Below are 13,725 nucleotides of genomic sequence, written 5' to 3' on the forward strand. Positions count from 1 at the left end.
GGGAGCACGATGTATAACGCTCAGGGAAAGATTTCCCAAGCCGAAGTTCTGACGAAGTACGCACCGCTGGTGCGTCGCCTCGGCTTGCAGCTCGTCGCCAAGATGCCGGCGAGCGTCGATCTCGACGATCTGATCCAGGCCGGCATGATCGGACTGCTGGACGCGGCAGGCCGCTACAAGGAAGACCAGGGCGCGCAGTTCGAGACTTACGCGAGCCAGCGGATTCGCGGCGCGATGCTCGACGAGTTGCGCAGCAACGACTGGTTGCCGCGCAGCTTGCGGCGCACCTCGCGTGAAGTGGAAACGGCGGTGCACAAGGTGGAGCAGAATCTGGGCCGCTCGGCGAGCGAAACGGAGATTGCCGAGCATCTGCAAATGCCACTCGACGAGTATCAGTCGATGCTGCAGGATCTGCACGGCAGCCAGCTGATCTATTACGAAGACTTCGACCGTTCGGCGGACGACGAGCCGTTCCTCGACCGCTACTGCGTCGATCACTCGGACCCGCTGTCGGCGCTGCTCGACGACAGCTTGCGCTCAGCGCTGGTGGAGGCGATCGACCGCCTGCCGGACCGCGAGAAGCTGCTGATGTCGCTGTACTACGAACGCGGCATGAACCTGCGCGAAATCGGCGCGGTGATGGAAGTCAGCGAATCGCGAGTCTGCCAGTTGCACAGCCAGGCCGTGGCCCGTTTGCGTACGCGCTTGCGTGAGATGGCCTGGGCGAACGCTGAGGCGACCTGAAGTTCGAGTATTCGATGGCGTGGATGAGCGGTGAGCGGCGTGTCGCGTAACCGCTGTTTCTCATGCCTCGGCCATTTCATGTTCCGCGGCCAGTGCCAGAAAGGCCGAGCGCGACATGCCACGCGCCTGGGCATAAGTGTCGATGTCCTGGACCAGCGCTTCGGGCAGCGAGATATTGATACGTACCGCTTTCTTCAAGGCGGGAATATTCCGGGTGGCGACAAGTCCCCACGTGAAATCCGCATAGTCGGGATTGCGCCTGTGCTCTTGCAGCGTGCGTCGCGCGGGAATCGGCAAGCCCTCGTCGAGCAGCACGTCAAGATGGGCCTCGATGGCCTCCTTGGCGTTCGCGTAGGCTTCTTCCAGCGTATCGCCTGCTGCATAACAGCCCGGAATGTCCGGCACGATGACGCCGAACGCGTGATCCGCACTCCCCGGTTCAATCGCGATGGGGAAAGTCAGGTTTTTCATTTCAGGCCCGCCTGTTTCAGAATGCTGTTCAATGTGCCGGGCGGAAGATCTTTCTTCGGATGCGGGATGGTCACGAGACCGGTTCTTGCCGCGTGACGAAAATGATGGTGGCCGCCCGATATGCGGACCAGCTGCCAGCCCGCCATTTGAATGAGTTTCACGACCTCGGCGCTTTTCATACTGCACTCCTCGAATCATACACACCATTACACAACCTCGCTAGTGATTAGCACTCCGTTGATGCACGTCCGGATAGCCTTTAAAAAAGCCCGGACGGCGGAGCAACTCAGTAAGGGGGAAGCCGTGATTTCAACGCGGCTGGCGATTTCGCGCCACCTGGCCGGATGGCTAACGTGTGCGTGAAGGAGTGCGGCGCGCTCGAAGCGGAGTGCCTGAAAGCAAAAAGGGCTCGTCAAAAGACGAGCCCTTTTCAATCCATCTGTTTCAGTCCGGCCCACGTGTCAGGCCATGCGGGTCCAGCGACGATCTTTACACGGCGGGACGCGCGGGAATTCGGCCATCCGGCCCATAGAAGCCGACCTTCTGGGGCACGGCCACCTGCAGCGCCGTGAGCGCCCGCTGGTTGTAGTCCATCCGCACGCGGATCAGTTCACCGTTGCTGGTATTGCAGCGTCGCGCGCGTTCGGCGGCTTTCTGCAGCAGCGTCCACTGCTCGGCGACGCGCGCGTCGGTGCTGGCCGCGAGCTCCATGCCGGGCCAGCCGGCGGGAAAGCCCATCTGGGCGAGCAGCCCGTCGCGGGTGTCTTCGAGTTTGGCCAGCGTGCCGATCAGTTCGGTTTTCTTCTCGACGATCGGCGGCAGCAATTCCAGCGGCGACAAGGCAGTCAGCGCCTTGGTCTCGAGCGTCAGAATCGAGGCAAATGCCTCGACGGCCGAATATTCTTCGATGAGGGTGGCAAGCAGGGCGTCTTTCATCTCAACAACTCGCTGAACACGACGGCTCGCGCTTGATCCGCGAGCCGGGTTTGTCGAACGCCGCCCGGCACTTCACCGTACTTCGATGCGTCGATCAGTTGCCGGTCGACGAGGATTTGCTTTGCAACAGTTCGCGTGCGGTGTTCAGCACGCCGTCGGCGATCTTGCCGGAATCGATCTTCAGCGAGCCGTCCTTGATGGCCTGCTTGATCGACTCGACGTGCGCCGTGTCGATATCGGCCGAGCCGGACGCCGCGAGGCTGCGCAGATGCTGCGACAGACCCGACAGGCTGACGCTGGCGTCGCCCGAACCGCTGGTGGTGGTCTGCGAGGCCGTGCCCGCATTCTGCGCGTTGCTGTTCGCGCTCGTCGCGTCGCTTTGTTGCGAACGGGACAGGGCATCTTTCAACGTCGGCAGATTCGAATTGGTTGTGGAATCGACTTTCACGATTGGCTTCCTGAACGATTTGATCCTTATAACGGCTACCGCTGATCAAAACTTTAGCGCAATCGATCAAGGCGTTACCTTTCCTTACATCTCTACCCGAGCCCTTGGCTGGCCTGATTCTGGTGCTGCCTGCCGCGCCGCTCGTGCCCGCCGGAACAGGCGTGGCGCGGGGAACCATCATGGCGTGCGCGCCGCAGCGGTTCACAGTTGAATCTCCACGGTCGAGCCGTCTTTCACAATGCCGGAAATGATCTGGCCGTTGGCGGTCTTGACCCGCACCTGCTGGCCCGGCGACGCATTGTTCATCGCGCTGCCTTCCGCCGAAATCGCGAAACCGTCGCCGGCTGCCACGACCCGCACCGTTTGCCCGATCGATACCGCCGACGCGCTTTTCAGCATGTCGCGGCGCAGCGGCATGCCGCCGGCAACTCGCGTGAGCGTGACCGAGCCGACCGCCTGCGACGGGTCCGTGACGATCGCCTGCGGCAAGCCGGTCAGATCGCCGTCACGCGCGACGAGGTCGGCGGCGGTGAGCACTTCGCCGGGCGCCATGGCACGTGCCGCCAGATAGTAGGTGGCGTGCAGCGAGATGCGCGCCTGCAGATAAATGGTCCACGGACGCTCACCCGCGCAGCGCACGCCGACGGTCATGCGGCCCCACAGGCGCGCGCCGCTCGGCATGAACGGCTCGAGCATCGTGCAGTCTGCGAGACCGCGCGGAAACGCCGGCGCCACGGTGATGTCGACCTTGCCGGGCAAGCCGGCGGACTGCTGCTGCAGGAATGCGAGCGCGGCGCTGCGGATCGCCTCCGGATCCTGTTGGCCGGGCAGCGGCGCGGCTGGCGCGAGTGTCGCGGGACGCAGGTTCTGTTGCGCGACGGCCGGTGCGACTTGCCGCAAGGCCGGCGTGCGGCCGATAGTAGCCGGCGCGGGCGTAGGCGCAGCCGTTGCGACCGGCGTGGCAGCGGCGCGGGTCACCACCGGCTTGCCGTTCGCACCCAACTGCGGTGGCTCGCCGCGCGACGCCAAACTGTCGAAACCGGCCGCCGCGGTTGCCCCAGCGGCTGCGTTGAGCGGTGTATTGGCGGCCACCGGCTGAACGCTTGCGGCTCGCCGTGCTCCATTGGCCTGCGGCTCGGGCGTCACCACGACAGGAACCACCTGGCGCGAACCCGGCACGACATTGACCCGTGCGACGCCGTCCATGGCGTTCGCATTGGCGCTGCCCGGCGCGGGAATCGTGACGACGCCGTTGGCGTCGGGCCTGAAGTTGGTGCGGATCATTTGCGGCGCAGCCGGCGGTTCGCCCGCGCCCGGAATGACGATCGAGCCGCTCGCATTGGCGGCGCGCGTGAATGAATCGGCGTCGCGAGTGGTGGAATTCCGCGTCAGCGACTGCGCGGTGGCCGCGGCCAACGTAGCGGCGGAACCGGCGCGCTTGGCCGGCGCGGTTTGCATATGCTCGGCCAGATCGGCGAGCGCGGCCGGATTCTTTTCTCCCGGGCCGGGAATCACGATCGGGCCGCCGGCTTCCTGGGCCTGCGTACTGGCCGGCAGCAGCACGATGCCGCCGGCAACCCACACCGCCAGATTCACGACGAGGCGCGTCAGCAGACGCGAGACCGTGCGCGCCACACGCCGTGCGACGCCGGCACCCGCACCCACGCGATGCGCCGCCGCGCAATTCGCGCGGTGCGTCGGATCGAAGGCGGGCTGGTCCATCGTATTTCTCCATCGAATGCATCGGTACGCCTTGCATTCTAGTGAGCGCCCCCTTTGCGTAAACGTTGAATAGAAGCCCCCTTTCCCGGTTATTCGTCCGATTGCCGCTTGCGTTCGGCCCATAAGATGCACCTCATGCAAAAAGGTCTTCCCGCCTGGTGCAGTCCTCACGCGAGGCATGCATGGGAAGCCTCGGGAACGTTCTCCGGAGATTCTTATGCTGGACAAACTCGATGCCGAATTCGCCTTTGGCCGTCAAGCGCTCGATGTGCGCGCTTACCGGCAGGAGCTGTTGTCGTCGAATATCGCCAACGCCGATACCCCTGGGTACAAGGCGCGCGACGTCGACTTCGCCTCGTCGCTCGCCGGCGCGCTGAAGAAGAGCGGCGGCGCCACTGGAACCGCGGCGTCGAACAACGCGACGTTAGCCATGACGCAGCCCGCGGGTGTGACGAACGGCATGTCGATGGTGTCGACGGCGCCGGGCCACATGGCCGGCAAGTCGACGCTGACGCCGACCGGCGGCCCGTCCGACGACTACGGCAATCTGCAATACCGCGTGCCGACCCAACCCGCGCTCGACGGCAACACGGTCGACATCGACACGGAGCGGGTGCAGTTCGCGGACAACACGCTGCACTTCGAATCGGGCATGACGGTGTTGTCCAGCCAGATCAAAACGATGCTGTCGGCAATCCAGTCGGGCTCGTAAGAAGCCACGCCGACAGACTCAGCAGTACGCAAGAACAATCGCTACGGGATTAACGTGAAGCCGGGTCGAACCGGTAAGAGAGAGGTCGGGAAATGCCATCCCTGATGAACATTTTTGGTGTTGCGGGCTCCGCGATGTCGGCGCAGTCGCAGCGGCTCAACGTGACGGCGTCGAATCTCGCCAACGCGGACAGCACGACCGGCCCGGACGGCCAGCCGTACAAGGCCAAGCAGGTCGTGTTCGCGGTCAGCCCGCTCGGCGGCGCGCGCACGGCTTCGGGCCAGCAGGTCGGCGGCGTGCAGGTCACCGGCGTGGTCGACGACCCGACGCCGATGAAGACCGCCTACGACCCCGGCAATCCGGCCGCGAATTCGGACGGCTACGTCACGTTGCCGAACGTCGATCCGGTGCAGGAGATGGTCAACATGATCTCGGCCTCGCGCTCGTATCAGGCCAACGTCGAGACCCTGAACACCGCCAAGACACTGATGCTGAAAACGCTCACGATCGGAACCTGAGGAGAGCTCCTTGACCACCAACACCACCATCGGCGGCAGCGGCACGAATGTGTCGCAAACGCTGCTCGATACGATGAACGGCACGAACAGTGCCTCGAGTTCCACGAGTTCGACGGGCAGCACGTCCGGCACCTCGGCGACCGATCTGCAGAATACCTTCCTGTCACTGCTCGTCGCGCAGTTGAAGAACCAGGATCCGACCAACCCGATGGACAGCTCGCAGATGACCTCGCAGCTGGCGCAGATCAATACGGTTTCGGGCATCAGCCAGTTGAACACGACCCTCAGCTCGCTCGCCACGCAGATGTCGGCGGGCCAGCAGTCGCAGGCCGCGCTGCTGATCGGCTCGACCGTGCTCGCTCCTGGCAGCTCGGTGGCGGTCGCGAGCGGCAAGGCCGGCGCGTTCGGCGTGCAGCTCGCCAACTCGGTCAGCGATCTGCAGGTCGTCGTGAAGAACTCGGCGGGCCAGATCGTCAACACGATCGACCTCGGCAAGCAGTCGGCCGGCACGATTCCGGTGGGCTGGACGCCGACCGACGCGGCCGGCAATGCGCTGCCGGACGGCAAGTACACGATCAGCGCGGTCGGCACGATCAACGGTCAGCAGGCCACGGCCACCACGCTCACGGGCGCCACCGTGCAAAGCGTCGTCATGCAGACCAACGGTACGCCGGGCCTTGTGCTCTCGAATGGCTCGACGGTCGGCTTGACCGGTGTCGCCGCCATCCTCTGATTCAGATTCTGTCAGTTACGACTTTCCAGATACGGAGACCGTCATGGGTTACCAACAAGGTTTGAGTGGTTTGTCGGCATCGTCGAGCGACCTCGACGTGATCGGCAACAACATTGCCAACGCGAATACGGTTGGCTTCAAGAGCGGCGCCGCGCAATTCGCCGACATGTACGCCAATTCCGTGGCGACGGCGGTAGGCAACCAGGTCGGCATCGGCACCAAGCTCGCCGAAGTGCAGCAGCAGTTCTCGCAAGGCACGATCACCAGCACCAACCAGGCGCTCGATGTCGCGATCAACGGCAATGGTTTCTTCCAGCTGTCGAACAACGGCTCGCTGGTGTACTCGCGCAATGGCGTGTTCCAGCTCGACAAGAACGGCAACATCACCAATGCGCAAGGCCTGCAACTGATGGGCTACGCCGCGAACAGCTCGGGCATCATCAACACCGCGCAGACCGTGCCGCTCACCGTGCCGACCGCGAACATCGCGCCGCAAGCCACTACCAAGATCACCGCGGGGTTGAACCTGAATGCGCAGGACCCGCTGATGCTCGGCACGCCGACCGTGACGCCGACGCTCGTCGCTGGCAGCACGCTGACGACGCCCGGCGCAACCATCACGAACACCGCTTCGGGCACGAACAACGACAGCTACACGGTCAACTTCACCAGCCCGACGACCTACACCGTCACCGACACCACGCTCGGCACGACGTCCGCCGCCGCGACGTACACGGCGGGCACGGCGATCTCGCTCGGCAACGGTCAGACCATCACGCTCAACGGCACACCGGCGACCGGCGACAGCGTCGCGATCGCGCCGACTCCGGTGGCGTTCAATCAGAACAGCTCGTCGACGTATAACTACTCGACCAGCACGACGGTCTATGACTCGCTTGGCGGCTCGCAGACGGTCAACATGTACTTCGCCAAGACGTCGGCCGGCACGTGGAACGTGTATGCCGGCACCTCGACGGGCACGGCGAGCCTGATCGGCCACGCGAACTTCAACTCGTCGGGCACGCTGCTCGGCACGACGGACGCAGCCGGTGTCGCCACCACCACGCCGTTCGCCTACAACTTCTCGATTCCGACCACGGACGGTTCGTCGACGCCGCAGAAGCTGACGCTGAACATCGCCGGCACGACGCAGTACGGCGGCAAGGACGGCGTGAACTCGCTGCAGCCCGATGGCTACGCGGCCGGCACGCTGACGAGCTTCACGATCGGCGCCGACGGCACGCTGACCGGCAACTATTCGAACCAGCAAACCGCTGCGCTCGGCCAGATCGTGCTGGCGAACTTCTCGAACCAGAACGGTCTCGTGAACCTCGGCAACAACGAGTTTCAGCAGACCTCGCAATCGGGCGTCGCGCAGATTTCCGCGCCGGGCTCGACCAACCACGGCGTGCTGCAAGGCGGCGCGGTGGAAAACTCGAACGTCGATCTGACGAGCGAACTGGTGAACCTGATCACCGCGCAACGCAACTATCAAGCGAACGCGCAGACGATCAAGACCCAGCAGACCGTCGACCAGACCCTGATCAACCTGTAAGCGACCGGGACTAACCCACCATGGATCGGCTGATCTACACCGCGATGTCGGGCAGTACGCAGGCGCTCGAACAGCAGGCAATCGTCGCGAACAACCTGGCCAATGCATCGACCACCGGTTTTCGCGCGCAACTGGCGACTTTCCGCGCCGTGCCGATGTCGTTCGGCGACGGCAGTTCGATCAACGACAACACCACCCGCACCTTCGTGCTGTCGTCGACGCCGGGTGCGGATTACACGCCCGGGCCGATCCAGCAGACGGGCAACCCGCTCGACGTGGCGATTCAGGGGCCGGGCTGGCTGGCGGTGCAAACCGCCGACGGCGGCGAAGCCTACACGCGCGCCGGCAATCTGCATGTGGATGAAAACGGCCAGCTGGTGAACGCCACCAATCAGGTGGTGCTCGGCAACGGCGGCCCGGTGTCGGTGCCGCCGGGCGCGGAAATCACCATCGGCAAGGACGGCACGGTGTCCGCGCTGACGCCGGGCGATCCGCCAACCGCGGTGGTGACGGTCGATCAGCTGAAGCTGGTGAATCCGGATCCGCAAACCATGACGCGCGGCGACGACGGTCTGTTTCGCACCGCCGACGGCAATGCCGCCGACGCCGATCCGGCCGTCACGCTCGCGCCGGCCTCGCTCGAAGGCAGCAACGTGAATCCGGTCAGCGCGATGGTCTCGATGATCACCAACGCGCGTCAGTTCCAGATGCAGACCAAGCTGCTGGAAAGCGCCGACAAGAACGATCAGTCCGCCAACCAGCTGCTCAGCTTTAGCTAACGGCGCTCAGGCGCTGCAACTACGTTGCATGAGACCAGAGTTAGTGCTGACGCACCCGCTCCGGTCTTCATAAAGGAAGAACCATGAATCGCTCACTCTACATCGCCGCCACCGGCATGAATGCGCAACAGGCGCAGATGGACGTGATCTCGAACAACCTCGCGAACGTCAGCACCAACGGCTTCAAGGGCTCGCGCGCGGTGTTCGAGGATCTGCTGTATCAGACCGTCCGCCAGCCTGGCGCGAACTCGACGCAGAACACCGAACTGCCGTCCGGCATCCAGCTCGGCACGGGTGTGCAGCAGGTCGCCACCGAGCGTCTGTACACGCAGGGCAACCTGCAGCAGACCGGCAACTCGAAAGACGTCGCCATCAACGGCCAGGGCTTTTTCCAGGTGCAGATGCCCGACGGCACGACCGCCTATACCCGCGACGGTTCGTTCCAGACCAATGCCCAAGGCCAGCTCGTGACGTCGAGCGGCTACCAGGTGATCCCCGCGATCACGATCCCGAACAACGCGACCTCGCTCACCATCGGCAGCGACGGCGTGGTGTCGATCACGGTGGCCGGTTCGACCAACAGCCAGCAGCTCGGCTCGATGCAGATTGCGACTTTTATCAACCCGGCCGGTCTCGATGCGAAGGGTGAAAACCTGTTCGCGGAAACCGCTTCGTCGGGTGCGCCGAACGTCGCGCAGCCGGGCCTGAACGGCGCCGGCACGCTGAATCAGGGCTACGTGGAAGCATCGAACGTGAACGTGGTGCAGGAACTGGTGAACATGATCCAGACGCAACGCGCTTACGAAATCAACAGCAAGGCCGTGACCACCTCCGACCAGATGCTGCAGACCCTGAGCCAGATGCAGGTCTAAGGCTCAAGGGACTGGCAACAAACAGGCAGCAAAACAGGCGGTAATGATGATGTCGCACTTCTCTCGTAATCCGGTTCATTCGCGCACCGCTCAGGCGCTCGTGCAGCTCACGCTGCTCGCGGCCCTGGGTGGCTGCGGCCTCGTGCCGAAGCAGCCCATCACGCAGCAACCGATGACTGCGCTGCCGCCGATGCCGCCGTCGGCGCAGTCGCCGGGCTCGATCTACAACCCGGGTTACGCGGGCCGTCCGTTGTTCGAAGACCAGCGGCCGCGTAATGTCGGCGACATTCTGACGATCGTCATCCAGGAAAACGTCAACGCGACGAAGTCCTCGGGCGCGGGCGTGAACCGCAGCGGCAACACCAACTTCGACGTGCCGACCGCCGGCTTTCTCGGCGGCCTGTTCGGCAAGGTTAACCTGAGCGCGAACGGCGCCAACAAGTTCGCCGCGACGGGTGGTGCGAATGCGTCGAACACGTTCAGCGGCGTGATCACCGTCACGGTGACCGGCGTGCTGCCGAACGGCAACCTGATGGTGAGCGGCGAGAAGCAGATGCTGATCAACCAGGGCAATGAATTCGTGCGCTTTTCCGGCGTGGTGAATCCCAACACGATCTCCAACCTGAACGCCGTGTACTCGACCCAGGTGGCCGACGCGAAGATCGAATATTCCGCGAAGGGCTATATCGACGAATCCGAGAACATGGGCTTCCTGCAGCGCTTCTTCCTCAACGTGTCGCCGTGGTGATCATGCGTACCGTCCTTTTCCGTACACGCATCCGCACCCAACTCGGCCGCCTCGCCGGTTTCGGCCGCGCGCTCGCCTTCGTCGCGCTTGCCTGCGCGGCGCTGCCGGCGACCACGCCTGCCCATGCCGAACGTCTGAAGGACCTCGTGCAGATCCAGGGCGTGCGCGACAATCCGCTGATCGGCTACGGCCTCGTCGTCGGCCTCGACGGCACGGGCGACCAGACCACGCAAACGCCGTTCACCACGCAGACGCTCGCCAACATGCTGGCGAACCTCGGCATCTCGATCAACAACCAGGCGGCGGGTTCGAGCAATTCGCAGTCGTCGCTGTCGAACATCCAGTTGAAGAATGTCGCCGCGGTGATGGTGACGGCGGTGCTGCCGCCGTTCGCGCGTCCCGGCGAAGCGATCGACGTGACCGTGTCGTCGCTCGGCAATGCCAAGAGCCTGCGCGGCGGCACGCTGCTGCTCACGCCGCTGAAGGGCGCCGACGGCCAGGTGTATGCGCTTGGCCAGGGCAATCTCGCGGTCGGCGGCGCCGGCGCGAGCGCCAACGGCAGCAAGGTGCAGGTGAACACACTCGCCGCGGGTCGCATCGCCGGCGGCGCGATCGTCGAACGCGCGGTGCCGACTTCGGTGTCGCAAGCAGGCACCATGCAGCTCGACCTGAACGAGATGGACTACGACACCACGCAGCGCGTCGTGGCCGCGGTGAACAATGCGTTCGGCGGCGGCACGGCCACCGCGCTCGACGGCCGCACGATTCAACTGCGTGCGCCGAGCGATCCCGAGCAGCAGGTCGCCTTCATGGCGCAATTGCAGAATCTCGACGTCAAGCCGGCTCAGGCCGCCGCGAAGGTGATCCTGAACGCGCGCACCGGCTCGATCGTGATGAATCAGATGGTCACGCTGCAGAACTGCGCGGTGGCGCACGGCAACCTCTCGGTCGTGATCAATACGCAGCCGGTGGTGAGCCAGCCGGGCGCGTTCTCGAACGGTCAGACGGTGGTGGCCAAGCAGTCGCAGATTCAGATGAAGCAGGACAACGGTGCACTGAAGCTGGTGACCGCCGGCGCCAATCTCGCCGAAGTGGTGAAGGCGCTCAACGCATTGGGTGCGACGCCCGCGGATCTGATGTCGATCCTGCAGGCGATGAAAGCGGCGGGCGCTCTGCGCGCCGACCTGGAAATCATCTAAGGAAGACACAGGGTGAATTCGGATACGACCAATTCCGCCGCTTCGGCGAACGACCTGACCCAGCGCTTCGCGCTCGACGTGCAGGGCTTCGCGAAGCTGAGCGCGCAGGCCAAGGCATCCCCGCAAGCGGGCATGAAGATGGCCGCGCAGCAGTTCGACGCGGTGTTCACGCAGATGATGCTGAAGAGCATGCGCGACGCGACCCCGCAAGACGGTCCGTTCGATTCGCACGACAGCGCCACTTTCACGTCGATGATGGATCAGCAGTTGTCGCAACAGATGTCGCAAAAGGGCATTGGCGTGGCTGACGCCATGCTCAAGCAGTTGATGCGCAATCAGGGCATGCAGGTTGGCGGCGGTGCGGGCGGCGCAGGCGCCGCGGGTGGCTTGGCCGGCATGGCCAACGCGTTGGGCGGCGGCAGCGGTGGCGACGAAGGCCAGACCGCCGCGCTGAACGCGCTCGCGAAGGCGTACGGCAACGCGCAGGCCAACGGCCAGCTCGCGATGGGCAAGGGCTACTCGGCCAACAGCGCGCTGACTCCGCCGCTCAAGGGCGACGGCAGCTCGCCGAAGGTCGACGCTTTCGTCGATAAGCTCGCCCAACCGGCGCAGGCCGCCAGCGCGGCGACCGGCATTCCGGCGCGCTTCATCATTGGCCAGGCGGCGCTCGAATCCGGCTGGGGCAAGAGCGAGATCAAGAAGACGGACGGCTCGACCAGCCACAACGTGTTCGGCATCAAGGCAACCAAGGACTGGACCGGCAAGACCGTGTCGACGGTCACGACCGAATACGTGAACGGCAAGCCGCAACGCGTTGTGGAAAAATTCCGCGCGTACGACTCGTATCAGGAAGCCATGACCGACTACGCGAGCCTGCTGAAGGGCAATCCGCGTTACGCGCAGGTGATCAATTCGGCGCATGACGTGAACGGCTTTGCCAACGGCATGCAGCGCGCCGGTTACGCGACCGACCCGCACTACGCGAAAAAACTGATGTCCATCATGCAGAAGATGGGCTGACCCGCCGCGACCGCGGTTCGAATCGCCGCATCATTTAATCGAATCAAAAGCATGCACGCGACGGGGCCAGGTGCATGACAAGACGGACGAGGCCGGTCGCCCATGGGCGGCCGGCCCACCCGCGAAAGAGACGGCGCGTTTTAACGTTTGCGGCAAATAATTCATGACAGGCCCCTAAATTTTGGCCCGATACTGCCGCTAATCAGTTAGACCCAATACCGGAAAGCGTTGTAATGTCCGGTTGGGATGCGCGTGCTGCGGCTTCGATGAAGACCGCGCGAAAGCCCCGGCAGGAGCTCTGGCACGCGCCCGCAAGAACAAGCATACCGGCAAGCCCATGGATACTACCCAGTCGAACGGCCAGACCGACACACACGGCCAGTTGCACGCTCAGACAGCCGAAGACGGCAACGATTTTGGCCGTCGCAATCCGCTGGAGATTGGCGTTCAGCTGCGCAATCTCGTCAATCGCGGCGATTTCCTCACCGTTCAATATGCCGGCGGACAGCTCGTCACGCGTCTGCTCGAAGTCGACGTGCGCGGACGCACTTTCACGTTCGATTGGGGCGCCTTGTCCGATCAGAACCGGGGCTTGCTGGGCGCACCGCGCTGCCAGTTCCACGCGCAGCCGGACGGCGTGCGCGTGGAATTCGCCACCGCCACGCCGCGCGAGACGCGCTTTGAAGGACTGCCCGCGTTCGAGGCTGACTTCCCCGAGGTGCTGTTCTACGTGCAGCGCCGCGAGTACTTCCGCGTCGATGCGCCGATTCTCGATCCGTACGTATGCTCCGGCCGTTTGCCCGAAGGCGACACGTTCCGCTTCGAGGTGCACGACCTGTCACTTGGCGGCGTGGGCATGCGCACCGCCGACGAACGCGTGGCCGAATTGCCGATGGGCACGCGCCTGCTCGATTGCGAGCTGGCGCTCGGCGCGCTCGGCCGGCTCTCGCTCGACCTGCAACTCGTGTCGCATCGCTCCACCGCGCTGCCGAATGGCACGCAGCGTTTCCAGCTCGGCTTCCGCTTTCTGACGCTGCCTGGCAGCGCGGAAAACACGCTGCAACGTCTGATCACGCAGCTCGAGATGAAGCGCCGCTCGTTGGTGCGCTGATTGAAATGTTGGACTCGCGGTGCGTGGGCGAATTGCTCGCGCATCGTGTGCGCCTGCCGGTTCATCGTCACTCCGTTGTCACCTGATTTCCGCACCCGCGCGCCTCACTGCGCGACGAGTGGCAAGCCCGGCCCGCAGGCCTCGCAAACGTTGAAAC

16 protein-coding genes are annotated in these 13,725 nt (G+C 64.2%); 11 read left to right on the forward strand and 5 right to left on the reverse strand.

Annotated features, from left to right (window positions below):
- Positions 1–9: 9 nt before the first annotated feature.
- A complete protein-coding gene (locus B0G75_RS08960) occupies positions 10–744 on the forward strand; it encodes an RNA polymerase sigma factor FliA (protein ID WP_012434714.1) in 735 nt (244 codons plus the stop codon).
- 60 nt (positions 745–804) lie between these two features.
- On the opposite strand, the gene B0G75_RS08965 is transcribed toward B0G75_RS08960, so the two are convergent.
- From B0G75_RS08965 to flgA, 5 genes are all read right to left on the reverse strand, one after another.
- The gene (locus tag B0G75_RS08965; RefSeq protein ID WP_106303329.1) at positions 805–1,215 is read right to left on the reverse strand and encodes a type II toxin-antitoxin system HicB family antitoxin; all 411 of its coding nucleotides are present in this window, start codon (positions 1,213–1,215) and stop codon (positions 805–807) included.
- On the reverse strand, positions 1,212–1,394 hold the full coding sequence (locus B0G75_RS08970; RefSeq protein WP_106303332.1) for a type II toxin-antitoxin system HicA family toxin: 183 nt from the start codon (positions 1,392–1,394) through the stop codon (positions 1,212–1,214). Before B0G75_RS08970 ends, B0G75_RS08965 begins: the two co-directional genes overlap by 4 nt.
- Before the next feature lie 310 nt (positions 1,395–1,704).
- Positions 1,705–2,151 carry a flagella synthesis protein FlgN gene (locus B0G75_RS08975; RefSeq protein WP_106303334.1) on the reverse strand — a complete coding sequence of 149 codons (447 nt, stop codon included), beginning with the start codon at positions 2,149–2,151 and terminating at the stop codon, positions 1,705–1,707.
- Between the two features lie 94 nt (positions 2,152–2,245).
- Complete coding sequence (gene flgM, locus B0G75_RS08980; protein WP_106303336.1) at positions 2,246–2,599, reverse strand: flagellar biosynthesis anti-sigma factor FlgM; 354 nt, start codon at positions 2,597–2,599, stop codon at positions 2,246–2,248.
- Between the two features lie 201 nt (positions 2,600–2,800).
- A complete protein-coding gene (gene flgA, locus B0G75_RS08985) occupies positions 2,801–4,321 on the reverse strand; it encodes a flagellar basal body P-ring formation chaperone FlgA (protein ID WP_106303338.1) in 1,521 nt (506 codons plus the stop codon).
- A 217-nt stretch (positions 4,322–4,538) separates the two neighbouring features.
- Here flgA and flgB point away from each other — a divergent pair, with 217 nt between their 5' ends.
- The 10 genes from flgB (at position 4,539) to B0G75_RS09035 (ending at position 13,568) form a co-directional block, all read left to right on the forward strand.
- Positions 4,539–5,033, forward strand: a complete 495-nt coding sequence (flgB, locus tag B0G75_RS08990; protein ID WP_106303341.1) for a flagellar basal body rod protein FlgB — start codon at positions 4,539–4,541, stop codon at positions 5,031–5,033.
- Positions 5,034–5,125: 92 nt separating this feature from the next.
- Entirely contained in the window at positions 5,126–5,551 is a 426-nt protein-coding gene (gene flgC, locus B0G75_RS08995; RefSeq protein ID WP_012434707.1) for a flagellar basal body rod protein FlgC, read from the forward strand.
- A gap of 10 nt (positions 5,552–5,561) precedes the next feature.
- Positions 5,562–6,284: a flagellar hook assembly protein FlgD gene (gene flgD / locus B0G75_RS09000; RefSeq protein WP_106303344.1), complete on the forward strand. Its 723-nt coding sequence runs from the start codon at positions 5,562–5,564 to the stop codon at positions 6,282–6,284.
- Positions 6,285–6,327: 43 nt separating this feature from the next.
- Positions 6,328–7,839 (forward strand): flagellar hook protein FlgE, encoded by a 1,512-nt coding sequence (locus tag B0G75_RS09005; protein WP_106303347.1) that lies wholly within the window; start codon positions 6,328–6,330, stop codon positions 7,837–7,839.
- 20 nt (positions 7,840–7,859) lie between these two features.
- Positions 7,860–8,618: a flagellar basal-body rod protein FlgF gene (flgF, locus tag B0G75_RS09010; protein ID WP_012434704.1), complete on the forward strand. Its 759-nt coding sequence runs from the start codon at positions 7,860–7,862 to the stop codon at positions 8,616–8,618.
- An 83-nt stretch (positions 8,619–8,701) separates the two neighbouring features.
- On the forward strand, positions 8,702–9,490 hold the full coding sequence (flgG, locus tag B0G75_RS09015) for a flagellar basal-body rod protein FlgG (RefSeq protein ID WP_012434703.1): 789 nt from the start codon (positions 8,702–8,704) through the stop codon (positions 9,488–9,490).
- A 49-nt stretch (positions 9,491–9,539) separates the two neighbouring features.
- On the forward strand, positions 9,540–10,238 hold the full coding sequence (gene flgH / locus B0G75_RS09020) for a flagellar basal body L-ring protein FlgH (protein ID WP_041759058.1): 699 nt from the start codon (positions 9,540–9,542) through the stop codon (positions 10,236–10,238).
- 2 nt (positions 10,239–10,240) lie between these two features.
- Entirely contained in the window at positions 10,241–11,437 is a 1,197-nt protein-coding gene (locus tag B0G75_RS09025) for a flagellar basal body P-ring protein FlgI (RefSeq protein ID WP_106303739.1), read from the forward strand.
- Between the two features lie 12 nt (positions 11,438–11,449).
- The gene (gene flgJ, locus B0G75_RS09030; protein WP_106303350.1) at positions 11,450–12,457 is read left to right on the forward strand and encodes a flagellar assembly peptidoglycan hydrolase FlgJ; all 1,008 of its coding nucleotides are present in this window, start codon (positions 11,450–11,452) and stop codon (positions 12,455–12,457) included.
- 337 nt (positions 12,458–12,794) lie between these two features.
- A complete protein-coding gene (locus tag B0G75_RS09035) occupies positions 12,795–13,568 on the forward strand; it encodes a flagellar brake protein (protein ID WP_106303353.1) in 774 nt (257 codons plus the stop codon).
- Positions 13,569–13,725 lie beyond the last annotated feature (157 nt).

Origin of the sequence: Paraburkholderia sp. BL18I3N2 (assembly GCF_003001875.1) — a bacterium.
In the GTDB taxonomy this organism is placed as follows: Bacteria; Pseudomonadota; Gammaproteobacteria; order Burkholderiales; family Burkholderiaceae; genus Paraburkholderia; species Paraburkholderia phytofirmans.

What these genes read in the sequence shown, in the direction of transcription:
- B0G75_RS08960 (WP_012434714.1), top strand. Translation starts at nt 10, where the DNA reads ATGTATAACGCTCAGGGAAAGATTTCCCAAGCCGAAGTTCTGACGAAG.
- B0G75_RS08965 (WP_106303329.1), bottom strand. Translation starts at nt 1,215, where the DNA reads ATGAAAAACCTGACTTTCCCCATCGCGATTGAACCGGGGAGTGCGGAT.
- B0G75_RS08970 (WP_106303332.1), bottom strand. Translation starts at nt 1,394, where the DNA reads ATGAAAAGCGCCGAGGTCGTGAAACTCATTCAAATGGCGGGCTGGCAG.
- B0G75_RS08975 (WP_106303334.1), bottom strand. Translation starts at nt 2,151, where the DNA reads ATGAAAGACGCCCTGCTTGCCACCCTCATCGAAGAATATTCGGCCGTC.
- flgA (WP_106303338.1), bottom strand. Translation starts at nt 4,321, where the DNA reads ATGGACCAGCCCGCCTTCGATCCGACGCACCGCGCGAATTGCGCGGCG.
- flgB (WP_106303341.1), top strand. Translation starts at nt 4,539, where the DNA reads ATGCTGGACAAACTCGATGCCGAATTCGCCTTTGGCCGTCAAGCGCTC.
- flgC (WP_012434707.1), top strand. Translation starts at nt 5,126, where the DNA reads ATGCCATCCCTGATGAACATTTTTGGTGTTGCGGGCTCCGCGATGTCG.
- B0G75_RS09005 (WP_106303347.1), top strand. Translation starts at nt 6,328, where the DNA reads ATGGGTTACCAACAAGGTTTGAGTGGTTTGTCGGCATCGTCGAGCGAC.
- flgF (WP_012434704.1), top strand. Translation starts at nt 7,860, where the DNA reads ATGGATCGGCTGATCTACACCGCGATGTCGGGCAGTACGCAGGCGCTC.
- flgG (WP_012434703.1), top strand. Translation starts at nt 8,702, where the DNA reads ATGAATCGCTCACTCTACATCGCCGCCACCGGCATGAATGCGCAACAG.
- flgH (WP_041759058.1), top strand. Translation starts at nt 9,540, where the DNA reads ATGTCGCACTTCTCTCGTAATCCGGTTCATTCGCGCACCGCTCAGGCG.
- B0G75_RS09025 (WP_106303739.1), top strand. Translation starts at nt 10,241, where the DNA reads ATGCGTACCGTCCTTTTCCGTACACGCATCCGCACCCAACTCGGCCGC.
- B0G75_RS09035 (WP_106303353.1), top strand. Translation starts at nt 12,795, where the DNA reads ATGGATACTACCCAGTCGAACGGCCAGACCGACACACACGGCCAGTTG.